The sequence below is a fragment of the Tsukamurella serpentis genome, from assembly GCF_054780975.1.
Window position 1 is genome coordinate 1,060,917 of sequence record NZ_BAAGVH010000002.1, and the last position, 22,341, is coordinate 1,083,257.

At 67.9% G+C, this 22,341-nt stretch carries 23 protein-coding genes; 10 read left to right on the forward strand and 13 right to left on the reverse strand.

The window, feature by feature from the left end:
* Nucleotides 1-43: 43 nt before the first annotated feature.
* On the forward strand, nt 44-868 hold the full coding sequence (locus tag ACYVHG_RS07510) for an HAD family hydrolase (RefSeq protein WP_461166774.1): 825 nt from the start codon (nt 44-46) through the stop codon (nt 866-868).
* Nucleotides 869-1,301: 433 nt separating this feature from the next.
* Here the strand turns inward: ACYVHG_RS07510 and ACYVHG_RS07515 are convergent, their stop codons facing one another.
* The 5 genes from ACYVHG_RS07515 to ACYVHG_RS07535 are packed head-to-tail and all read right to left on the reverse strand — an operon-like array spanning nt 1,302 to nt 7,298.
* Nucleotides 1,302-2,039 (reverse strand): Fic family protein, encoded by a 738-nt coding sequence (locus ACYVHG_RS07515; protein ID WP_461166775.1) that lies wholly within the window; start codon nt 2,037-2,039, stop codon nt 1,302-1,304.
* Nucleotides 2,040-2,075: 36 nt separating this feature from the next.
* Entirely contained in the window at nt 2,076-3,770 is a 1,695-nt protein-coding gene (locus ACYVHG_RS07520; RefSeq protein WP_461166776.1) for a dipeptide ABC transporter ATP-binding protein, read from the reverse strand.
* Entirely contained in the window at nt 3,770-4,723 is a 954-nt protein-coding gene (locus ACYVHG_RS07525; protein WP_461166777.1) for an ABC transporter permease, read from the reverse strand. Before ACYVHG_RS07525 ends, ACYVHG_RS07520 begins: the two co-directional genes overlap by 1 nt.
* The gene (locus ACYVHG_RS07530; RefSeq protein WP_461166778.1) at nt 4,716-5,642 is read right to left on the reverse strand and encodes an ABC transporter permease; all 927 of its coding nucleotides are present in this window, start codon (nt 5,640-5,642) and stop codon (nt 4,716-4,718) included. Before ACYVHG_RS07530 ends, ACYVHG_RS07525 begins: the two co-directional genes overlap by 8 nt.
* A 6-nt stretch (nt 5,643-5,648) precedes the next feature.
* The gene (locus ACYVHG_RS07535; RefSeq protein ID WP_461166779.1) at nt 5,649-7,298 is read right to left on the reverse strand and encodes a peptide ABC transporter substrate-binding protein; all 1,650 of its coding nucleotides are present in this window, start codon (nt 7,296-7,298) and stop codon (nt 5,649-5,651) included.
* Nucleotides 7,299-7,413: 115 nt separating this feature from the next.
* Here ACYVHG_RS07535 and acs point away from each other — a divergent pair, with 115 nt between their 5' ends.
* On the forward strand, nt 7,414-9,360 hold the full coding sequence (acs, locus tag ACYVHG_RS07540) for an acetate--CoA ligase (RefSeq protein WP_461166780.1): 1,947 nt from the start codon (nt 7,414-7,416) through the stop codon (nt 9,358-9,360).
* Between the two features lie 49 nt (nt 9,361-9,409).
* On the forward strand, nt 9,410-10,012 hold the full coding sequence (mug, locus tag ACYVHG_RS07545; RefSeq protein ID WP_461166781.1) for a G/U mismatch-specific DNA glycosylase: 603 nt from the start codon (nt 9,410-9,412) through the stop codon (nt 10,010-10,012).
* Here the strand turns inward: mug and ACYVHG_RS07550 are convergent.
* Nucleotides 9,972-11,291: an MFS transporter gene (locus ACYVHG_RS07550; protein ID WP_461166782.1), complete on the reverse strand. Its 1,320-nt coding sequence runs from the start codon at nt 11,289-11,291 to the stop codon at nt 9,972-9,974. The genes mug and ACYVHG_RS07550 overlap by 41 nt on opposite strands.
* 62 nt (nt 11,292-11,353) lie before the next feature.
* Between ACYVHG_RS07550 and nhaA the strand changes: the two genes are divergently transcribed.
* From nhaA to ACYVHG_RS07565, 3 genes are read left to right on the forward strand one after another with little or no spacing between them, the layout of a single operon-like run.
* Nucleotides 11,354-12,568 (forward strand): Na+/H+ antiporter NhaA, encoded by a 1,215-nt coding sequence (nhaA, locus tag ACYVHG_RS07555; protein WP_461166783.1) that lies wholly within the window; start codon nt 11,354-11,356, stop codon nt 12,566-12,568.
* Between the two features lie 37 nt (nt 12,569-12,605).
* Nucleotides 12,606-13,064, forward strand: coding sequence for a phage holin family protein (locus tag ACYVHG_RS07560; protein ID WP_461166784.1), 459 nt, complete (start codon nt 12,606-12,608; stop codon nt 13,062-13,064).
* A gap of 25 nt (nt 13,065-13,089) precedes the next feature.
* Nucleotides 13,090-14,055, forward strand: a complete 966-nt coding sequence (locus ACYVHG_RS07565; RefSeq protein WP_461166785.1) for an alpha/beta fold hydrolase — start codon at nt 13,090-13,092, stop codon at nt 14,053-14,055.
* 9 nt (nt 14,056-14,064) lie between these two features.
* Here the strand turns inward: ACYVHG_RS07565 and ACYVHG_RS07570 are convergent, their stop codons facing one another.
* The 4 genes from ACYVHG_RS07570 to nth are packed head-to-tail and all read right to left on the reverse strand — an operon-like array spanning nt 14,065 to nt 17,391.
* Nucleotides 14,065-15,264: a MarP family serine protease gene (locus ACYVHG_RS07570; RefSeq protein WP_461166786.1), complete on the reverse strand. Its 1,200-nt coding sequence runs from the start codon at nt 15,262-15,264 to the stop codon at nt 14,065-14,067.
* On the reverse strand, nt 15,261-15,923 hold the full coding sequence (locus ACYVHG_RS07575) for an NUDIX hydrolase (RefSeq protein ID WP_461166787.1): 663 nt from the start codon (nt 15,921-15,923) through the stop codon (nt 15,261-15,263). Before ACYVHG_RS07575 ends, ACYVHG_RS07570 begins: the two co-directional genes overlap by 4 nt.
* A gap of 44 nt (nt 15,924-15,967) precedes the next feature.
* Entirely contained in the window at nt 15,968-16,627 is a 660-nt protein-coding gene (locus ACYVHG_RS07580) for a TlpA family protein disulfide reductase (RefSeq protein WP_461166788.1), read from the reverse strand.
* Nucleotides 16,624-17,391 (reverse strand): endonuclease III, encoded by a 768-nt coding sequence (gene nth / locus ACYVHG_RS07585; protein WP_461166789.1) that lies wholly within the window; start codon nt 17,389-17,391, stop codon nt 16,624-16,626. The genes ACYVHG_RS07580 and nth overlap by 4 nt, the downstream gene beginning before the upstream one ends.
* 75 nt (nt 17,392-17,466) lie before the next feature.
* Between nth and ACYVHG_RS07590 the strand changes: the two genes are divergently transcribed.
* Complete coding sequence (locus ACYVHG_RS07590; protein WP_461166790.1) at nt 17,467-17,682, forward strand: hypothetical protein; 216 nt, start codon at nt 17,467-17,469, stop codon at nt 17,680-17,682.
* Between the two features lie 208 nt (nt 17,683-17,890).
* Nucleotides 17,891-18,565 carry a Crp/Fnr family transcriptional regulator gene (locus ACYVHG_RS07595; RefSeq protein ID WP_461166791.1) on the forward strand — a complete coding sequence of 225 codons (675 nt, stop codon included), beginning with the start codon at nt 17,891-17,893 and terminating at the stop codon, nt 18,563-18,565.
* A 25-nt stretch (nt 18,566-18,590) separates the two neighbouring features.
* Here ACYVHG_RS07595 and ACYVHG_RS07600 read toward each other — a convergent pair whose 3' ends face one another.
* The 3 genes from ACYVHG_RS07600 to ACYVHG_RS07610 are packed head-to-tail and all read right to left on the reverse strand — an operon-like array spanning nt 18,591 to nt 20,061.
* Nucleotides 18,591-19,436 (reverse strand): MBL fold metallo-hydrolase, encoded by an 846-nt coding sequence (locus tag ACYVHG_RS07600; RefSeq protein ID WP_461166792.1) that lies wholly within the window; start codon nt 19,434-19,436, stop codon nt 18,591-18,593.
* Nucleotides 19,433-19,900: a RidA family protein gene (locus ACYVHG_RS07605; protein WP_461166793.1), complete on the reverse strand. Its 468-nt coding sequence runs from the start codon at nt 19,898-19,900 to the stop codon at nt 19,433-19,435. Before ACYVHG_RS07605 ends, ACYVHG_RS07600 begins: the two co-directional genes overlap by 4 nt.
* A complete protein-coding gene (locus tag ACYVHG_RS07610; protein ID WP_461166794.1) occupies nt 19,897-20,061 on the reverse strand; it encodes a DUF4177 domain-containing protein in 165 nt (54 codons plus the stop codon). Before ACYVHG_RS07610 ends, ACYVHG_RS07605 begins: the two co-directional genes overlap by 4 nt.
* A gap of 140 nt (nt 20,062-20,201) precedes the next feature.
* Here ACYVHG_RS07610 and ACYVHG_RS07615 point away from each other — a divergent pair, with 140 nt between their 5' ends.
* Both ACYVHG_RS07615 and ACYVHG_RS07620 read left to right on the forward strand, forming a co-directional pair.
* Nucleotides 20,202-21,242, forward strand: coding sequence for an ArsA family ATPase (locus tag ACYVHG_RS07615; protein WP_461166795.1), 1,041 nt, complete (start codon nt 20,202-20,204; stop codon nt 21,240-21,242).
* Nucleotides 21,239-22,339: an ArsA family ATPase gene (locus ACYVHG_RS07620; RefSeq protein ID WP_461166796.1), complete on the forward strand. Its 1,101-nt coding sequence runs from the start codon at nt 21,239-21,241 to the stop codon at nt 22,337-22,339. Before ACYVHG_RS07615 ends, ACYVHG_RS07620 begins: the two co-directional genes overlap by 4 nt.
* Nucleotides 22,340-22,341: the final 2 nt, after the last annotated feature.

The following is a 22,341-nucleotide window of genomic DNA, read 5'->3' on the forward strand; positions in this document are numbered from 1 at the left end:
CTTGCGCAGCACGCACCGAGACTGCGGCGGTAGGCTGACCGGTGTGAGTCCAACCTCGCCCGCGCAGGTCCCGGCGCGCCGGATCGCCGCATTCTTCGACCTGGACAAGACCATCATCGCGAAGTCGTCCGCGCTGGCCTTCTCGCGTCCGTTCTTCGACGAGGGCCTGCTCAACCGTCGCGCAGTACTGAAGTCCAGCTACGCCCAGTTCCTGATGATGCTGACCGCCGCCGATCACGACCAGATGGAACGCATGCGCGGTCACCTCACCCAGATGTGCGAGGGCTGGAACGTCGAACAGGTGAAATCGATCGTGCGGGAGACGCTGCACGATGTGGTCAATCCCCTCGTCTTCGCAGAGGCCGCTGAGTTGATCGCCGGCCATCAAGCCCGCGGCCACGACGTGGTCGTGGTCTCGGCATCCGGCGAGGAGATGGTCGCACCGATCGCGGAGATGCTGGGCGCCGACTACTCGGTTGCCTCGAAGATGCTGGTGGAAGACGGCAAGTACGCCGGTGAGATCGAGTTCTACTGCTACGGCGAGAACAAGGTTCTCGCCATGGAGGCACTGGCGATGGAGCACGGGTACGACCTGACCCAGTGCTTCGCGTACTCCGATTCGATCACCGACGTGCCGATGCTCGCCGCGGTGGGCCATCCCACAGCGGTCAACCCCGACCGCGGCCTGCGCAAGGAGGCCGCCGAGCGCGGGTGGCCGGTGCTCTCCTTCTCGAACCCCACGCCGCTGCGGGACCGGATTCCCACGCCGTCGCGCAATTCGCTGCTCGCCTCGGCCGGACTGGGCCTGGTCACGGCCGGCGCAGGATTGGCCACTTACCTTGTGCTGCACCGCAGGAAGAACGATTGAGGACGCACCGGGGTTGCGTGGGATGTGACGAAATTTCTTCGCCGCACCCCTTGATGTGACAGCTGTCACAGGGTACAAATGAAGGACGGAGCGGCGCAAAGCCAAACCCCCACCGGAAGAGAAGGTCGAGGGTTCCCGAGCGTCAAGGCTCCCAGCACGGACACCAGGCACCCACGCGGAGCTCGCCACCTATGGCGGAAAGCGCTGTAAGCCTGCGCCACCGGGGAAATCAGTGGTCAGTTAACCGGGTCTGCGGATAGTGGACCTCTCCACCGGTGTACGCCGAGGCCGCCACACAGCCCACCCCATGCACGCTTGGTAACCGGGATCCGTGCTAGCGAACGGCGATTCGGACCCGTTCTGAGGACTGCGCCACCCTGGGTGCACATTCCTCAGCTCAGGCCGGGTCGCCGTTGCGCATGTCCACGCACGGTCAGCGTTCCGCCAGTGCCAGCGCTTCCCGGCCGCCGGCCTCCAGCGCCTGACAGCACATCACGACCCAGGCCACCACCGCATCCGGATCACCCATCCCGAACCCGTCCACCGCCTCGGCGTAGCTGGGCGCGAACTTGAGCCAGTTGGTCTCCGGGATCCCCAGCGCATGCGGGTCCAGCCCGGACGACACCGTCACCAGCCGCGATGCAGCTCTGGCCACCACGCCGTCGGCCACCTCGAACGGCCGCAGCGCCAGCAGTTCACCGTGCACCACGGCGGCGAGCACCGGCGCCGGAGCCTGCGTACCACCGGTCACCAACTGGGAGAGCAAGGTCAGTCGCTCACCCGCGCCCGGGCGGGGACGCCCCAGCCGGGTGTTGTCACCGTCGACCAGATCCGCCGCGGCCAGGGTGTGCAGACGGGCCAGCACCTGCAGCGGAGCCCGCCGCCAGACACCGACGGTGGCGTCCAGGGCATCACCGTCGATCGCCTGATAGGCACGCATCGCACCGGCCAGGACCGGATCGTCGATCAGCTCGTCCCGGCTCAGCGCCACTGCACCGCCGTCGAGCGCCGCGGAGGCGCGTGCTCCGCGCAGCGACGATTCGGTGGCCGTGGCACGCCACTCCCGCCGGTTCGCAGGATGACGGTGCACCTTCGCCAGCGCCTCGCGGGCGGCGGCGGAGGCCTCCGCGACGGCGGGTACCTGGGCTAGCGGGCTGAGCGGGTCGGTCACGGACCAACCCTAACCCGCCTGCGCGGACCCACCCGTTCAGCCGGCCAGTTCGATCGAACCGCCGGGGATCGCCTCGATCAGGGTCCGGGTGTAGTCCGACGACGGATCGGAGTAGACCCGGTCCGTGGGGCCGGCGTCGACCACCTTGCCCTGCGACATCACGATCGTCTGGTGCGCGATCCGCTTGACCACGGCCAGATCGTGCGTGATGAACAGGTAGGTCAGCCCCAACTCGGACTGCAGCCCCTCCAACAGGGTGAGGATCTGCGCCTGGACCAGCACGTCCAGCGCGGAGACCGCCTCGTCGAGCACGATCACCTCGGGATTCAGCGCCAGCGCCCGCGCGATGGCGACGCGCTGACGCTGGCCACCGGACAGCTCGTTCGGGTACCGGTGCATGGTGGCCGTGGGCAGAGCCACCATCTCCAGCAGCTCACGGGCTCGATCCACCCGTGAGGCCTTGTCACCGATGCCGTGCACCGCAAGCGGCTCGGTGATCGCCCGGTACACCGAGAACATGGGATCGAGTGAGCCGTAGGGGTTCTGAAAGACCGGCTGCACCCTGCGGCGGAACTTCTTCGCCGCTGCGCCGGTGAGCCCGCCGACGTCGGTACCGTCGAATTCGACGGTGCCACTTGTCGGTTCGAGTAGCCCGAGCACCATCTGTGCGACGGTCGACTTGCCCGAACCTGACTCGCCCACCACCGCCGTGGTGGTGCCCCGGCGCATCGTGAAACTCACATCGTCGACGGCACGGAAAGTACTGCTGCGGAACGGGACTGCCCCTCGGATCGGGAAGTCCTTCACCAGGTTCGAGGCCACGAGCACGTCCGCCGGTGCATCGCCCCCGGAATCGGACTCACCGGCCCGCCGAGCAGGCGCGACCGCCGGCTCGGCGACGGGACGCTCCACCACGCCGGACACCGGGCGCCGGGCCGCGAGCGACGGTGCGGCCGCGACCAGGCGTTTCGTGTACTCGTGCTGCGGGTCCTGCAGGATCTCCAGTGCGGGACCGGATTCGACGACCCGACCTCGGTACATCACCACCAGATGGCTGGCCCGCTCCGCAGCCAGACCCAGATCGTGGGTGATGAGCAGCACGGCTGTTCCCAGCTCGTCTGTCAGTTGTTCGAGGTGGTCGAGGATCTGTCGCTGCACGGTGACGTCCAGGGCGGAGGTGGGCTCGTCGGCGATCAACAGCTTCGGCCGGCAGGCCAGGCCGATCGCGATGAGAGCCCGCTGCTTCATACCGCCGGAGAACTCGTGCGGGTACTGGTTGACCCGCTTGTCCGGGTCCCGCATGCCCGCCTCGGCGAGCAGTTCGACAGCGCGTTTGCGGGAGTCACCCTGCTCCGCGCCGTTCGCCTTGAGCGCCTCCCGCACCTGATAGCCGATGCGCCACAACGGGTTGAGGTTCGAGTTCGGGTCCTGGGGCACCAGCCCGATCCCTGATCCTCGGACATCCTGGAAGTCCTTCTCGGAGCCGTTCGCGAGATCCTTACCGTCGAAAACGATCTTCCCTCCGGCCACCCTTCCGGTACCCGGCAGCAGTCCGAGGACCGCGGCGGCGGTGGTCGACTTGCCCGAACCCGACTCGCCGACGATGGCCACCGTCTGCCCCGGGTAGACGGTGAGGTTCGCACCGCGCACGGCGGGGACCCGGCGGTCCTGGACCCGGAAATCGACGACGAGATCGTTGATCTCCAGCAGTGGCTTGGTGTGATCGGTCATCAGCGGGTCCTCGCCTTCGGATCGAGTGCGTCACGCAGAACGTCGCCGAGCATCATGAACGTGAGCACGGTGAGCGCCAGCGCGCCGGCGGGGTAGAACAGGATCGCGTTGCCCTCGCGGAGCAGTTGCTGCCCTGCGGAGATGTCCTGGCCCCACGAGACGACGCTGGTGGGCAGGCCGATACCGAGGAACGACAGCGTGGCCTCGGTGACGATGTAGATGCCGAGGGAAATGGTCGCGACCACGATCACCGGCCCCAGGCAGTTCGGGATCACGTGGGTGAACAGGGTACGGACCTTCGAGGCCCCCAACGATTTCGAGGCCGTGATGAACTCCTCGTTGCGGATCGCGATCGCCGCGGACCGCGCGATGCGGGCGATCTGCGGCCAGCTGAAGATCGCGAGGACGATCACCACCGAGTAGACGGTGCGCTCGGTGACCATCTGCATCACCACCACGGCCGCGAGCATCAGCGGGATCCCGAAGAAGACGTCCGCGAGCCGCGCGATGACCGAATCGAGCCAGCCGCCGTAGAAGCCGGCCACCGCACCGAGCAATCCGCCGATCAGCACCACCGCAGCGGTGGTGAGTACCCCCACCAGCACCGAGGCGCGGGCGCCGTAGATGGTGCGGGCGTAGATGTCGTACCCCTGCAGGTCGGTGCCGAACCAGTGGGTCGAGCTCGGCGGTAGCAACGATCGGTCCAGGGAGGCGTACATCGGGTCCTGGCCGGTGAACACGAACAGTTTGGGGAACAGCACGATCAGCAGGATGAGCAGCAGCATGATCGAGGCGATGATGAAGACCGGCTTGCGCCGCAGCTCGATCCACGCCGACTTCCAGAATCCGGTGGGCGCCGACTCGGTATCGACGGCGTCCACAGCGGCGAGTTCGACGTCGCCGGGTGCGGCGACGAACCGTTCCTGACCGGGATGAATCTTCTTCTCAGGCATAGCGGATCCTCGGGTCGAGGGCGGCGTAGAGCAGGTCGACCACCACGTTGGAGATGAGGTAGATCATGATGAGCACGGTCACGAAGGAGACCACCGTGGTGGCCTCACCGCGGATCACCGCTTGGTAGATGGTGCCGCCGACGCCGGGGATGTTGAAGATGCCCTCGGTGACCAGCGCACCGCCCATCAGGGCTCCCAGATCGGCACCGAGGAAGGTGACCACCGGGATCAGCGAGTTGCGCAGCACGTGCACCACCACGACCCGCCAGTGCGGGAGTCCCTTGGCGGTGGCCGTGCGCACGTAATCGGCTGTGAGGTTCTCCGCGACCTGGGAGCGGGTGAGCCGCACGACGTAGGCGAACGAGACCAGTCCGAGGACGATGCCCGGCAGCAACAGATGGTAGAAGTCCAGGTTGCCGCCGACGGTGACCGGGAACCAGCCGAGTTCGACACCGAAGACGAACTGCGCGATGAAGCCCAACACGAAGATCGGCACCGCGATGATCACCAGGGACACGAACAGGATCGTCGAATCGAACCACTTGCCCTTCTTCAAACCGGCGAGCACGCCGAAGAAGACACCGAGGACCGCCTCCACGACGAGCGCGATCAGTGCCAGGTTGACCGTGACCGGGAAGGCCCGCTTCATCACGTCCCACACCGGCTGTCCGGAGAACGAGGTGCCGAAGTCGAGCGTGAACACGCCCTTGATGTAGTACCAGTACTGGACCAGGAAGGGCTGGTCCAGGTGGTACTGGGCGCGAAGACCTTCGACGACGTCCGGCGGCAGTGTCCGGTCGCCGCCGAGCGCGGCGATCGGGTCCGCCGGAACCAGGAAGACGATGGCGTAGATGAGCAGCGTGGCACCGAAGAAGACGATGACCATCTGCCCGAGTCGGCTCAGGAGATATCTCAGCATGTCCGGTTACCTCTTCTCGGCGCCGACGTAGTCGAAAAGGCCGTTCCAGGTGAGCTCGGCCTTGACACCCGCACCGGTGCCGGCCGGCTGGGAGCGATCCCACAGTGGGATCGCCGGGAGTTCGTTGAGCAGGATCTCCTGCGCACGGGCGATCAGATCCCTGGACGCCGTCTGGTCGGCAGCGGCCTGGGCCTGCGTGATCAGCAGATCGAAGGCCGGATTGGAGTAGTCACCGTCGTTCGACGATGCGCCAGTTGTGTACTTCGAGACCAGGAAGTTCAACTGCGAGGGGTAGTCCCCCTGCCATCCGGATCGCGCCGCGGTTCTGATGGTCCGCTTGGTGATCTCGTCGCGGATCTGTTTGAACGTGGCGTAGGGCCTACCTGAGGCGTCGATGCCGAGCGTGTTCTTGACCTGGTTCGATACCGCGTCCGCCCACTGCTTGTGGTCACCGTCGGAGTTGTAGGCGATCTGGAACTGCCCGCTCCACGGACGGATCGCATTCGCCTGCGCCCACAACTGCTTGGCCCGCTCCGGGTTGTACTTCACGGTGTCGTTGCCGGGCAGATCACCGCGCCAGCCCGGGATCGCCCGCGCGGTGAAGTCCAACGCCGGGTTACGGGTGCCCCGGAAGACCTTGTCCGTGATCGCCCCGCGGTCGATGGCCATCGAGATCGCCTGCCGGCGCAGCCGCCCCTCCTCACCGGAGAAGTGGTCGAGGTAGTTGCCGATCACCACGGTCTCGGTGACGGCCACCGGACGGATCTGCGCCCGCGAACCCAGGATGCTCTGGTACGAGCGCAAGCCGCTGTTGGGGATGGTGTCGAGCACGTCCAGGTTGCCCGACTGCAGATCGACGTACGCGGCGTCGTACGACTCGTACATGACGAAAGCCAACCCGCCGTTCTTCGGCTTCGTGCCTTTGAACTCGTCGTTGCGGGTCACGTCCAGTTGGACGTTGTGCCGCCATTGCTTGAACTTGTACGGACCGTTGCCGATCGGCTGCTGCCCGAACTTCTCCTTCCCCTCGGTGAAGAACACGTCCGGCAGCGGCTTGAACGGTGAGTGTCCAAGGGAGAGTTTGAAATCGGAGCTGGGGGCTTTGAGCCGGACGGTGAAGGTGTAATCGTCGACCACACGCAGTCCGGACATCTCGGTCGCCGTGGCACCCTTGTCCGCGACCTGGTCGTAGCCCTCGATCGGCTCGAAGAAGTACTGCTGCTTCTGCAGGTTCACGGTGGCGGCGCCGAAGTTCCACGCTTTGACGTAGTTGTGCGCCTTGACGGGGGTGCCGTCGTGGAAAGTCCAGTCCCGCTTCAATTTCACGGTGAAGTTCTGGTTGTCGGTGGTCTCCACCGACTCTGCGTTCGCAAGGACGAGATCGCCGCTCGGCGCATAGTCGAACAGGCCCGTGAACAGGGCGTCGATCATGCGACCGCCCATGTTCTCATTGGTATCCGTCGGGATCAGCGGACTCTGCGGCTCACCCGCATTGACCCGCAGAACCGCGTCCGGCCCGGTGCCGTAGACGGACTTCGCGCCGTCCATGCTGCAGCCCGACACCGTCAGGCTCGCGGCGACCGCGACTGCGAGGATCGCCCGCACCGGCCACCGTCTTCTTCGAATTGCCACAGTTCCTCCGCCGGTCTCGGCCATCAGATTCTGAGCACTTTAGGTCGCCCTACGCCGTCTGTCCCGATAACCGGTTGCGCCGCTCACCGATTTTCGGCTTTCCGCTGCCCGCGGAGCGGCCTCTCCCTACGATTGACCCATGACTGATTCCTCCACCGCCGCCTACCCGCCGTCCGCGGAATTCGCAGCTCAGGCGAACACCCAGGGTCGTGAACTGTACGACCGTGCCGAAGCTGACCGGCTCGGCTTCTGGGCGGAGCAGGCGAACAGGTTGCACTGGGACACCCCGTTCGGGGAGGTACTGGACTGGAGCGGCGCACCGTTCGCGAAGTGGTTCGTGGGCGGCAAGCTCAACGTGGCCTACAACTGCGTCGATCGTCATGTGGAAGCGGGCAACGGTGATCGGGTCGCGATCCACTGGGTCGGCGAGCCCGGCGACACCCGTGACATCACCTACTCCGATCTCCAGGAGGAGGTGAGCCGCGCCGCGAACTACCTCAGCTCGCTGGGGTTGCAGGCCGGCGACCGGGTGGCGATCTACATGCCGATGGTCCCCGAGGCCATCGCCTCCATGCTGGCGTGCGCCCGCCTGGGCCTGACCCACTCGGTGGTCTTCGGCGGCTTCTCCGCGGCCGCGTTGCGTTCGCGCATCGACGATGCGCAGGCCCGTGTGGTGATCACCACCGACGGACAGTTCCGCCGCGGCAAGCCCACCGCACTCAAGGCCAACGTCGATGAGGCACTGGATCTCGAGGTCGACGGCAAGACGGCCGAATCGGTCGAGAAGGTCATCGTGGTCAAGCGGTGCAACAACGACATCGAGTGGCACGACCGCGACGTCTGGTGGCACGAATCGGTGACCACCTCCGCCCCCGAGCACACCCCGGAGGCCTTCGACGCCGAACACCCCTTGTTCCTGCTGTACACCTCCGGTACCACGGGCAAACCCAAGGGCATCGTGCACAGCTCGGGTGGCTACCTCACGCAGGCCGCGTACACGCACTACTACCTGTTCGACCTCAAGCCCGAGCAGGACGTCTTCTGGTGCACCGCCGATATCGGCTGGGTCACCGGGCACACGTACATCGTCTACGGCCCGCTGGCCAACGGTGCCACGCAGATCGTCTACGAGGGCACCCCGAACTCGCCGAACGAGCACCGTCATTTCGAGATCATCGAGAAGTACGGCGTTTCGATCTACTACATCGCTCCGACGCTGGTGCGCACCTTCATGAAGTGGGGCCGCGAGATCCCCGACGCGCACGACCTGTCATCGATCCGGCTGCTCGGCAGCGTCGGTGAGCCGATCAACCCGGAGGCCTGGCGCTGGTACCGCGACGTGATCGGCGCGGGAACGGCACCGATCGTCGACACCTGGTGGCAGACGGAGACCGGCGCCGCGATGGTGGCACCACTGCCCGGCACCACCACTCTCAAGCCCGGCTCGGCGATGGAGCCGCTGCCCGGGATCAGTGCGAACATCGTCGACGACGAGGGCAACACAGAGCCGCGGGGCGAACAGGGCCTGCTGGTACTCGACCAGCCCTGGCCTGCGATGCTGCGCGGGATCTGGGGCGATCCGGACCGGTTCGTGGACACGTACTGGTCGCGCTACGCCGATCAGGGCTGGTACTTCGCGGGCGACGGTGCCCGGTTCGACGAGGACGGCGCGCTGTGGGTCCTCGGGCGGGTGGACGACGTCATGAACATCTCCGGCCACCGGATCTCGACCGCCGAGGTCGAATCGGCGCTGGTCGGTCATCCTGCGGTGGCGGAGGCCGCGGTCGTCGGTGCCTCCGACGCCACCACCGGTCAGGCCATCGCCGCGTTCGTCATCCTGCGTCAGGGCGTGGACGACTCCGATCCCGAGAAGCTGATCGCGGAGATGACCGCCCAGGTGTCCAAGGACATCTCACCGATCGCCAAGCCGCGCGAGATCAACATCGTGCCGGAGCTGCCGAAGACCCGATCCGGCAAGATCATGCGCCGCCTGCTCCGCGACGTCGCCGAGGGCCGCGAGCTCGGCGACACCTCGACCCTCGTCGACCCGTCGGTATTCGAGAACATCAGCAGGAACAAGGGCTAGCACTTCCGGCCGGACGCGGGTGGCCGCGTCCGGCTGGTAGGCAGGAGCCATGGGCTTCACCCGCGAGCAATTGCTCGCCTACTCGGATACGACGGTGCCGGACCTGATCGGACCGGACTGCCGGTTGCTGTTCGCCGGCATCAACCCGGGACTGTGGACCGCGGCGACGGGCGCGCATTTCGCGCGGCCCGGCAACCGCTTCTACCCGGCGCTCCACGCCGCCGGGATCGTCGGCCACGTCATCGACGCCGCCGACGGGATGAGCTTCGCCGATCGCAGCGCCCTGGTGGCCGCCGGAATCGGAATCACCAACGTGGCGCCGCGGGCGACGGCGAAGGCCTCCGAACTCACCGCCGAGGAACTCCAGGAGGGCGGACGGGCCCTGACGCAGCTGGTCCTGCAGGTTCGGCCGCGGGTACTGGCGGTACTCGGGATCACCGCCTACCGCACCGCCTTCGGCCGTCCCTCGGCGACCGCCGGGCGGCAGCACCGCACCGTCGGCGATACCGAGGTGTGGGTGCTGCCGAACCCGAGCGGTTTGAACGCGCACGAGACGGTAGCGACGCTCGCGGCGGCGTACCGCCGTGCCGCAGCCGCCGCCGGGGTCGAGCTCAGACCTTCTCCAGATCCACTTCCCGCGTCTCCTTCATGAGCACCAGCGCGATCAGCGTGGCCACGCCAGCGATCGCCAGGTACACCCCCACCCAGCCGACTCCGTAGTCCTTCACCAGCCAGGTCGCGATGAACGGCGCGACTGCGGCGCCGATGATCGAGGCGAAGTTGTACGAGACGCCACTGCCGGTGTAGCGGACGTTCGTGGCGAACAGCTCCGGCAGCACCGCACTCATCGGACCGAAGGTCAGGCCCATCAGCGTCAGGCCGACGATCAGGACCACCAGCATGGAGTCGGCGCTGATGGTCGCGGGATCGAGGATCCAGTTGAACGACAGGCCGTAGACGATGATCGCGAGCGTCGCGATGATCAGCACCAATCGCCGGCCGTACCGATCGGCCAGGCGTCCGGAGACCGCGACGAAGGCCGCGAAGAAGACCACCGCGATCAGCTGCATCTGCAGGAACTCGATGTAGGAGATGCCCAGCTTCACCCCGGACCTGTCGGTGACCTTGCCGGTGCCGTACGAGACGATCCAGGTGGTCACCAGGTAGAACAGCGTGTAGGTGGCCACCATCACGAAGGTGCCGAGGATCAACGGGCGCCACGCGGTGCGCACGACCTCGCCCAGCGGGGTCTTGAGCTTCTTGCCCTCCTCGACGGCCTGCGCGAAGACCGGCGTCTCGGCGATCTTGAGACGGACGTACAGGCCCACGATCACCATCACCGCGGACAGCAGGAACGGAATGCGCCAGCCCCAGTCCAGGAAGGCGTGATTGACATCGGCGGTCTTCGAGTCGTAATCCATCACCTGCATGATCAGCAGGAACAGTCCGTTCGCGAGGAAGAACCCGAACGGGGCGCCCAGCTGCGGCCACATCGCGGCCCACGCCCGCTTGCCCTTCTCCGCCGTCTCGGTGGCCAGCAGCGCCGCACCCGACCACTCCCCGCCGAGCCCCAGGCCCTGGGTGAAGCGCATCAGTGCCAGCAGGGCCGGCGCCAGGTAGCCCGCCATCGCGTAGGTCGGCAGGACACCGATGAGGAAGGTCGCGACGCCCATGGTGAGCAGTGACCCCACCAGAGTGGCCTTGCGGCCCACCCGGTCACCGAAGTGGCCGAACAGGATCGAACCCAGCGGCCGCGCGACGAAGGCGAGACCGAAGGTCGCGAACGACGCCAACAGCGCTGCCGCGTCGTTCCCCTTCGGGAAGAAGAGCGTCGGGAAGACCAGCACTGCTGCGGTCGCGTAAATGTAGAAGTCGAAGAACTCGATGGTGGTCCCCACCATGGAGGCTACGACGATGCGCCTGCGATTCATTTCGCGTAGGTTACAGTTTCGGTGACCCGCATCACCCACCACCCCTGCGGTACCTTCATCCAATGACCGATGCACCGTCACCAGTCAGGGCCTCACGCGCGTTGATCCGGTTCCTGCGCACCGAGACGGTGGGCGGTACCGCACTTCTGATCGCCGCGTTCATCGCCCTGATCTGGGCCAACTCCCCCTGGGCCGGTGGCTACGAAGCACTGGGCGAGTTCAAGATCGGCACTGACGACTGGTCGGTGTTCGGCCAGAGCATGCACCTGAAGCTCACCCTGGCCGACTGGGCGAAGGACGGGCTGCTCGCCGTGTTCTTCTTCGTCGCCGGACTCGAACTCAAACGCGAGCTGGTGGTCGGTGAGCTCTCCACCCTGCGCGGCGCGGCACTGCCGGTGATCTGCGCGGTGGGCGGCGTCGTGGTGCCCGCCGCACTCGCCTTCGCCATCGCCAACAACAACCCGGACATCGCCACCGCGTGGGCGATTCCGATCGCCACCGACATCGCCTTCGCGCTCGGCATCCTCGCGCTCACCGGGTCGCGCTTGCCGTCGGGCGCGCGGGTCTTCCTGCTCGGCCTGGCGGTGGTCGACGATCTGATCGCGATCATGGTGATCGCAGTGCTGTTCGCCGGTGCGCTGAGCCTGTTCTGGATCACGGTGGCCGCAGCCGGCTGCGCCGTCTACTGGTTCGGGCAGCACCGTCGGATCACCACGCCGCTGTTGTACCTGCCGGTCGCGCTGATCGTCTGGGTCGCGGTGCTGCAGTCCGGCGTACACGCCACCATCGCCGGTGTGGCCCTGGGCCTGCTCACCCGGGTCAAGCCGGACCCGGACGAACACGCCTCGCCGGCCGAACGGCTCGAACACCGGATCCAGCCGGTCTCCGCCCTGATCTGCGTGCCGATCTTCGCCTTCTTCGCCTCCGGCGTCGCGGTGAACGGTGCCGTCTTCAAGGAGATGTTCACCGACGATCTGGCGATCGCGATCATGGTCGGCCTGTTCTTCGGCAAGATCATCGGCATCTCCGGGGCCAGCCTGCTGGCGGTGAAACTGAAACTGGCCGACCGCCCCGAGGGTTTGGCGAACCGAGACATCCTGGCGCTCAGCGTGCTCGGCGCGATCGGCTTCACGGTGAGCCTGCTGGTCGCCGAGCTGGCACTGCCCGCCGGAGAGGCGGATCTGGCCAAGGCCACCGTCCTGTTCACCTCGATCGCGGCATCCGTGGTCGGGTCGCTGCTGCTGCTGCGGCGCGGTCGCGTACACGCGGACGCCTGACCTCTGGCACGATGACAGCAACTAGAGGAGGACGACAGTGAGCTTGGACAGCACACCTACCACCGGAACGCCGCAGACCCTCTCGGCGATCCCCCTCACCGACCCGAACGTGACGGCCTCGGGTGACCCGACGCTCGGCAGCCTGGTCCGTGACGCGTCGACGCAGGTCTCATCGCTGGTCCGCGCCGAGGTCGAACTCGCCAAAGCGGAGACGGTCGCGGAGGTCAAGAAGGCCGCTACCGGTTCGGCGTTCTTCGCCATCGCCGGCGTCGTGGCGCTGTACTCGTCGTTCTTCTTCTTCTTCTTCCTCACCTGGCTGCTGAACATCTGGCTGCCGATGTGGGCCTCGTCGCTGATCGTCTTCGTGCTGATGCTGGTGGTCGCCGGCATCGCGGCGCTGCTGGGCTACCTCAAGGTCAAGCGCATCCGCGGCCCGCAGAAGACCATCGACTCGCTCAAGCAGTCGCAGTCGCTGCTGTCCGGCGGCCGCTCCTGACCGGACCGTCTGCCAGGCACTCGCGGTGACCAATCCAGATCCCTCGAGCGTCCGGTACCCCGGCCCCTGGGAGCACCTGGACGTCCGCGCCAACGGCATCCGGCTGCACGCCGCCGAGTACCGTCCCGGCGATGCGGCACCGTCGCCGGACCGACCGTTGGTGGTGTTCCTGCACGGTTTCGGCGGGCTGTGGTGGAGCTGGCGGCACCTGATGCCGCAGCTGCACACCGCCGGTCATCGCGCGGTCGCGGTGGACCTGCGCGGCTACGGCGACAGCGACAAGCCGCCCCGCGGTTACGACGGCTGGACCCTCGCCGGTGACGTCAACGGTCTCATCCGCGCGCTCGGGCACACCACCGCCGCCGTGGTCGGGCACGCCGAGGGTGGACTCGGCTGCTGGGCGACGGCCACCCTGCACCCACGGACGGTCTCGGCCATCTGCGTGATCTCCTCACCGCACCCGATCGCGCTCAAACGTTCGGCGCTGCGCAACCGGGAGCAGCGTTCGGCGATGCTCGGTCCGATCACCTTCGCGCAACTACCCCGAATCGCTGAAGACCGACTGACCAGGGACGACGGTGCCGCGATCGAGACCATCATGGCCGACCGCAGCGCACCGCAGTGGCGCCGCACAGCCGACTACGCGGACGCCGTGCGCCGCTACCGCGGTGCGATCGGCATCCCCGGCACCGCGCACAGCGCCCTCGAATACGCCCGCTGGGCCTGGCGCAGCCAGTTCCGGCCGGACGGGAGCCGATTCCTGAGCAGCATGAACCAGCGGCTGCACATCCCGGTGCTCGCCTTCCGCGGGGAATCCGATCCGTACGTCCTGCCGCAGCCGATGTACTCGAGCCACGACTGGGCCACGGATTTCCGGATGCGCCCGGTGGAGGACGCCGGGCACTACGCGCACGAGGAGGCGCCGGACACCGTCGGGCCGCAGCTCGTGCACTTCCTGGCGGGCCTGCCCGGGCCGCGGCTGCTGCCCTGACCGCCTCACCTACCGCTTGACGCAGCCCCCGGTGCCCACCGCCACGGTCGAGGCGGCGCCGGCCTGCAGAGCGGGCTCGACCTGCTTGGCGGTGAGCGCGAACGCGGTGTCACCGTCGTCGACGGCCACCCCGAAGATCACCCCGACCACGTTGCCCTGACGGTCGAACATCGGCCCCCCGGAGTTGCCCGGCCGCACCTGACCGCGCAGCAGGTACACATCACGCCGCACCTGGGCGTCCCGGTAGATGTTGAGCCCCTCGAGCGTCTGCTGGCTGCGCACCCGCGACGCCGACAGGGTCAGCGGCCCTCCGCCCGGGTAGCCGAGCACGAATCCCGGATCGCCGGGCTTGGCGCCGTTGAACACGATCGGCAGCGGCCTGGCCTGCAGTCCGGGGACCTCCAGCACGGCGACGTCGGTGCGCGGGTCGTAGTAGACCACCTTCGCGCCGTACTTCTTGACGCCCTCGACGGTGACCTGCACGCTGGTGGTACCCGCGACGACGTGCGCATTCGTCACCACCCGGCCGGCGGTGGAGACGAAACCCGAGCCCTCCAGGGCGCGGCTGCAACCCGGCGCCTGCCCGTCGATGCGGACCACCGACGAGCGGACGCGCTGCACCACCGGATCGGTGAAGTCCACACGCTCCGGTGCGTCGACGGTGACCACCGGCGTCTTGACGAACGGTCCGAGTGCCTGCGGCAGGCCGGAGTCGTCGATGATCGCCGAGAACTTCTGCGGCAGGCCGTCGGCACCGATGCGCTGCGCGAAATCGTTGACCTTGCCCAGCACCGCCGAGCCGTTCACGGCGCGGGAGATCTGCGGGGCCGCGGCGGTGGTCAGCGGGATCGCGACCAGCCACGCCGCCAGCAGCAGCGCCCCTACCTGCACCACCGCGCCGACCCCGGAGTCCGCGGCGCGCAACCCGGGGCTGCGGATTGAGCTGCGCACCGCCCGGCCGAGCACCATGCCGGACAGTTCGCCGATGATCACCAGGCCCGCCAGCAGGCCCACACCGAGCAGCAGCCGGCCGCGGGCGTCCTGCACCGAGCCGAGGACATGCGGGGCCAGCAGCACCCCCGCGGTGGCCCCGAGGACGACACCGATGAACGCCAGCACCGAGGCGGCGGCGCCCTGCCGGTAGCCGGAGACCGCAGCGACGACCATCAGGATCACCACCAGCAGATCGACGATGGTGGAACCGCTCATCGGACCCCCTCCTGCCAGCTCTCGGCGCGTGCCGCGGCGGCCCGCACCTCGTCGGTGAGCGGTCGCACATCGGAGGTGTTCCACGGCTGCTCCCAGCCGGCCGCCCCGAGCAGCGCGTTCATCAGGCCCCCGGTGAAGCCCCAGACCAGCATGGGGCCGGCCGCGAAGGCCGGACCGCGGTAGAAGGATTTGCGCACCTGGAAACGGTGCGCGGGGTCGATCAGTTCGGCCAGTGGCACCTTCCGGACCAGAGCGGTCTCGGCCGGATCCACCGCGTGCACCTGCGAGGCGTGCGCCGCATAGCCGATCACCGGAACCACCTGGAAACCGGAAACCGGCACGTCGATCGGGTCGAGCTCGCCGACCACCTCGACCGAATCCGGTTCCAGCCCGGTCTCCTCCCAGGCTTCGCGCAGCGCGACGGCCACATCGTCGGCGTCCTCCGGATCGCGGGCGCCACCGGGGAAGGCCACCTGCCCGGAGTGCTGGCGCAGCGCGGAGGCACGTTGCGTGAGCAGCACCGTCGCATCTCCGGGCGGCTGCGAGCCGCCGGCCGACGGGTCACCGTCGAACAGGATCAGGACCGAAGCACGCCGTGGATTCCGGACCCGCTGCAGCGCCGCGACCGCACCTCCGCGGTGTTTGAGCTGTTCGGGCACGCCGCCGAGGTTATGCAGCAGTGGATCCATCCACCGCGGCGCGCTCATAGCTGCACCCCGAGTTCGGACCGCACCACGGCGGCGACGTCGTCGAAGGAGGTGAAGGGGCGCGCGTGCACACCGGCCACAGTGCCATCGGCACGCAACAGAACGGTCACGGGGTAGGCGCGCGGAGCCCCGAGCTTGGTGGCCACCAGGGCCTGCGGATCGGAGACGGTCGCCAGTCTCACCTTCAGTTCGGCGAGCAGGTCCAGGCCCGCGGCCGGATTGGCATCGGCGTGCACGGTGAGCACGGTGAGCCGGTCACCGGCGCGTTCAGCCACCGTCGCCAATGCCGGGAGCTCGACCCGGCACGGTCCGCACCACCAGGCCCAGACGTTGAGCAGGGTGGGACGGCCGGAGCCGGCGGCCAGGTCGACGGGGCGCCCGTCGCCCAGGCAGTCCAGCGTCAGCCCGGCGAGGGCAGCACTGCCGGTACCTGCCGGGCAGGGGGGCAGCGCGGCGCGGGCCCGGGACGCGGCGAGCTGGTCCGGGCTGACGCTGGTCTGCACCGGCTCACCGCTCTGGCGAGCGGGCGCGGACTGTGGGCTGCGCGGCCAGATGGCCACCGTGAGTGCGACCGCCACCACGGCGCAGACGATCAGCCAGCGCACCCGGGCGGGTACGCGACCGGGCCGCTCCCCGGGCAGCAGCGGCGCGGTCACCTCGCCGTCCCCGCGGTCCGGCGGCGCCGTGGTGGCGGCGGCGCGATATCGAGCAGATGCTCGCGTTCGGGTCCCTTGACCAGCTCCGCCGCCTGCGCCGGGTCGACGGGGCCGGTCCCGAACGAGGGACAGTCCTTGGCGACCACGCAGACGCCGCAGGCGGGTTTACGGGCATGGCACACGCGCCTGCCGTGGAAGATCACGCGGTGGCTGAGCAGTGTCCACTCCTTGCGCGGGATGAGTTCGCCGACGGCGTGTTCGATCTTCACCGGATCGGTCAGCTCGGTCCATTCCCATCGGTGCACCAGGCGGGAGAAGTGGGTGTCGACGGTGATGCCGGGGACGTCGAAGGCGTTGCCCAGGATCACGTTGGCGGTCTTGCGCCCGAAGCCTGGCAGGGTCACCAGTTCCTTCATGGTGCGCGGCACCTCACCGTCGAAGCGGTCCACCAGAGCCTGGCCGAGACCCATGATCGAGGTGGCCTTGTTGCGATAGAAGCCGGTGGGGCGGATCAGCTCTTCGAGTTCGGTGCGATCGGCTCCGGCGTAGTCGGCGGCTGTCCGATATCTTCCGAAAAGCCCAGGTGTGACTTGATTCACGCGCACATCCGTGCATTGTGCAGACAGTATCGTGGCGACTGAGAGCTGCAACGGGTCCGTGAAGTCGAGTTCGCAGTACACGTGGGGGAAGGCCGACGCCAGGGTGCGATTCATGCGCCGGGCGCGGCGCACCAACGCGAGGTGGGATTCCGGCTCCGAGGGCATGGGATCCGATTCTAACGACGGTGCCGTGGCTGCTTCGTTGCCGTATCGAGACCTTGGCTGTGTTTACTATCCGGCATGCAAGGAATGCTCGGGCTGTTGTTCCCGGTTGTGCTGATGCTCTTCGCACTTGCCATGGAACGCATCGAAGCGCGCGTGACGTCGGAGGCCGCACCGGTCCCCGTCCTCGCCGACGACGACGCTCCCGATGTGGAGACCCTCGCGACGATCGGCCTGCCGAAGGCCGTGGACAGTCTTGACCTCGATGGAGGAGCTGTCCGCCGCGCCAGCTGACGCCGCCCCGGCGCCCCGTGAAGACACCCCTGGGGGGTTACGGTTACGCGATGTCAACGTGCCCTTCGCTATGTGAACAGGTAGTCTTCACTGTGGTTGTCTGTGCGTTTTCCCACATGGTCACGGATCGCTGCATAAACTCACACTGTTTTTCGCTCGCTGCAATGCACGCACGTGGGTGATTGGTCGATCAAGGAAGAGGTACCCCGTGGACGAGGTCCTGGCGCGGGCCGGCATTTTTCAGGGTGTCGAGCCGAGCGCGGTCGAGGCGCTCACCAAGGATCTGCACGAGGTGGACTACCCCCGTGGTCACGTGATCTTCAACGAGGGTGAGCCGGGCGACCGGCTGTACATCATCCTGTCGGGCAAGGTGAAGCTCGGACGCCGCTCGCCGGACGGCCGGGAGAACCTGCTGTCGGTGATGGGCCCGTCGGACATGTTCGGTGAGATGTCGATCTTCGACCCGGGCCCGCGCACCTCCAGCGCCACCTGCATCACCGAGGTCCGCTCGATGACGATGGACCGTGAGGCCCTGCGGACGTGGATCCGGGACCGGCCGGAGATCGCGGAGCAGCTGCTGCGCGTGTTGGCCCGCCGCCTGCGCCGTACCAACAACAACCTGGCCGATCTGATCTTCACCGACGTGCCCGGTCGCGTGGCCAAGCAGCTGCTGCAGTTGGCGCAGCGTTTCGGTACCCACGAGAACGGTGCCCTGCGGGTCACGCACGACCTCACCCAGGAGGAGATCGCTCAGCTGGTGGGCGCCTCCCGGGAGACCGTCAACAAGGCCCTCGCCGACTTCGCGCACCGCGGCTGGCTGCGGCTGGAGGGCAAGTCCGTGGTGATCACCGACTCCGAGCGTCTGGCGCGCCGCGCCCGGTGACCCCCGGGCCGGCGTCCGGCCGGGTTCAGCGGTCGGGTGCGACGTCCTGATCGGCGTCGTGGTCGGTGAGGTAGGCGAGTTGCACCCGCACTGACATCCGGGCTGCCGGCCAGGCCTTCTTGTCGACGTCCCGGTAGACGTGTTTGACCACCTTCATCGGCTTGGCCTCGGCCGCGGTGACACCGAGTTCGTCCAGGGCGGTGCGCACCTGCTGCAGTCGCTCCCGACGGTGCTCGGCGTAGGCCTGCACCACCGGGCCGGCGTCCGGCAGATCGGGACCGTGACCGGGCAGCAGAACCCGGCCTGCCGCGACCTCGGAGAGCGCTTCCAACGACGCGAGGTAGTCGGCGAGGCCGCCGTCCTTCGCGTCGAGCACGGTCGTTCCCCGACCGAGCAGGGTGTCTCCGGAGACCAGAGCCCCTGGCACGTCCGAGTCCGGCAGGTCGACCAGGAAACTCAGTGAGTCGGCGGTGTGGCCGGGAGTGTGCAGCACCGTGATCCGCAGCCCCGCCACATCGATCACCTCGCCGCCGGTCAGCGGCGTGGCGGTGTTGATGCAGAACTTCTTCGCATGTGCCCGGATCGGGCTGCGGGTGAGCTTCTCCCACTTGGTGAGCCCACCGGTGTGATCGCCGTGCCGGTGGCTGACCAGGGTCAGGGCGACGGTGCCCGCGGCCTGCGCGACCCGCTCGAGGTGCTCGCCGTCCTTGGGGCCGGGGTCGATGACCACGGCCTCCGCGCGTCCCGGCGCCCGCAGCACCCAGGTGTTGGTGCCGTCGAGCGTCATCACCGACGGGTTGTCGCACAGCATCACCGCCGCGTAGTCGGTGACCTGCCGCAGCTTCCCCGGCGCCGGGTGCGCGGGCGTCATACTTCGACCGTGAGCTCTACCTCGACCGGGGCACCCAGGGGTAGTTCCGCGACGCCCACGGCGGAACGCACATGCCGGCCGGCGTCGCCGAAGACCTCGCCGAGCAGCAGCGAGGCGCCGTTGAGCACGGTCGCCTGGTTGGAGAAGCCGGGAGCGGAGGCGACGAATCCGGTGACCTTGACGATCCGCTTGACCGAGTCGATCCCGACCAGCGCGTGCACCGCGGCCAGCGCGTTGAGGGCGCACTGACGGGCCGCGACGACGGCGGTATCGAGATCGACCACCCCCTCGGCGTTCTCGCTGACCTTGCCGCGCGCGATCAGTGCACCGTCGACCATGGGCAATTGGCCGGAGGTGTGCACCAGATCACCCACCTGGGTGGCCGGGACGTACGCGGCGAGCGGTGGCACGACCTCGGGCAGGACGATGCCGAGTTCGGCGAGCCGAGCCGAGGCGCCGGTCACGACAGGGGCCGCTTCATGTAGGCCACGTGCTGCTCACCGGTGGGACCGGGGAGCACGGTGACCAGTTCCCAGCCGTCCGATCCCCAGGTGTCGAGGATCTGCTTCGTCGCGTGCGTGAGCAGCGGAATGGTCGAGTACTCCCAGGTGATCTTCTCGCTCATGACTTCACCCTATCCACCGCACGGGTCACGCGACAGACGTGCACCCGGTCGGTTTCACCGAACGTGTTCTCAGTCGCATTGTGACCCGATGTTCTCGTTATCGCTCCGGTCGTCCCAGGACGTATGGCTATGCTCCGAACGTGGTGGTGAGTGAGGCGGACCCGGGCGAGGCCGCACGGAACACGGGGCCCACCTGGCCCGACCGGCTGCAGCAGGCCCGCCTGCATTTCGTCTCCGGCAAGGGCGGCACGGGCAAGTCGACGGTCGCCGCCGCACTGGCCCTGGCGCTCGCCGCGACCGGGAAGAAGATCCTGCTCATCGAGGTCGAGGGGCGTGACGGTATCGCCCGCACCTTCGAGGTCGAGAATCTGCCCGCGACCGAGACGAAGATCGCCACCGCCGCGGCCCACGGTGCGGTGTACGCCCTGCCGATGGACGTCGAGGCCACCTTCCTCGACTACCTCCGGTCGAATTACGGCATGGGGCTCGCTGCGCGGGCGCTGCGCTCGATCGGGGCGATCGAGTTCGCCACCACGCTGGCTCCGGGCCTCAAGGACATCCTGATCACCGGGAAGATCATGGAGTGCACACAGCGTCGTGACGCCGCCGGTGCTTTCGCCTACGACGCGATCGTGGTGGACGCACCGCCGACCGGCCGGATCGGGAAGTTCCTGGACGTGACCCGCGCTATGCGCGAGATCGCCAAGGCCGGACCGATCGCCGGGCAGGCGGACCGGGTGGTGCGTCTGCTGCACAGCCCGGAGACCGTGGTGCACCTGGTGACCCTGCTCGAATCCCTGCCGATCCAGGAGACCGCCGAGGCGGTGCGGGAACTGCGCGAGCTGAACCTCGCGGTGGGTGCGGTGATCGTCAACCGTGCACTGCCGCACCTGCTCTCCGCTGAGCAGACGACGTCTGCGGCCGACGGTGCGCTGGACGGCCCGGCGGTGCGGACCGCACTGGAAGGAGCCGGGCTCCCCCTCCCCGAGGACGATCTGGCCGGCCTGCTGACCGAGACCATTCAGTTCGCCCGCACGATCCGCGGGCAGCACGAGGCGAGAGACGATCTGGCCGCGATCGACGCGGCCGGACGGTTGGAGCTCCCCCTGCTCGCCGGCGGTGTGAATCTGGGTGGGGTCTTCGAGTTGTCGGAGGATCTGGCTGAGGCAGGGGTGCGATGATCGACCTGGACATGGGGCCACAGCTACTGGATCCCACTGTGGGAGTGGTGGTCTGCTGCGGCAGTGGCGGCGTCGGCAAGACCACGACGGCCGCGGCGATGGCGCTGTGGGCGGCCGAGCACGGTCGCCGCGTGGTGGTGCTGACCATCGATCCGGCGAGGCGCCTGGCCCAGGCCCTCGGGGTCGCGGATCTGACGAACGAGCCGCAATCGGTGACGGTCTCCGGCGCCGGCTCACTGCACGCGATGATGCTGGACATGAAGAGCACCTTCGACGAGATGGTGACGTCGAATGCGGATCCCGCTCGGGCACAGGAGATCCTAGAGAATCCGTTCTATCAGACGGTGGCATCGTCGTTCTCCGGCACGCAGGAGTACATGGCGATGGAGAAGCTCGGTCAGCTCACTGCGGACGAGAGGTGGGACCTGGTGGTGGTGGATACGCCGCCGTCCCGCAATGCGCTCGATTTCCTGGACGCACCCAAGCGGTTCGGGTCCATGCTCGATTCCCGTTTGATGCGCCTGATATCCGGTCCCACACGCGGATTCGGCCGGATGGTGTCCGGTGGGATGGGTCTGGCACTGAAGCTGGTCTCGACCATCGTCGGCAGTCAGATGCTCTCGGACGCCTCCGGTTTCGTTTCCCAGATGGACACCTTGATCGGCGGGTTCCAGGAACGCGCCGATCGGACGTACGCCCTGCTGAGCCGTCCCAGCACCCGCTTCGTGGTGGTCGCCTCCCCCGAGGAGGACACGCTGCGCGAAGCCGGCTATTTCGTGAGCCGGCTCGCCGGAGAATCGATGCCATTGGCCGGAGTGATCGTCAACCGCACTCACCCGAGCCTGGCCCGGGTCGGGACGGAGGCCGCAGAGGACACCGCCGACCGGATCGAGTCCAGTGGCGTCTCCCCCACCGCGGCGGCGGTGCTGCGGGTGCACGCCTGGCGCAGCGGCATCGCCGCGCACGAGGTGCAGGTTCTCGGCCGGTTCGTCGGGCACCACCCCCGGGTGCCGATCGTCGGCGTCCCCTCGTTGCCCTTCGAAGTGGCGAGCATCGCGGCGCTGCAGGCGGTCGCGGAGCAGATCGTCCGCGACTAGCC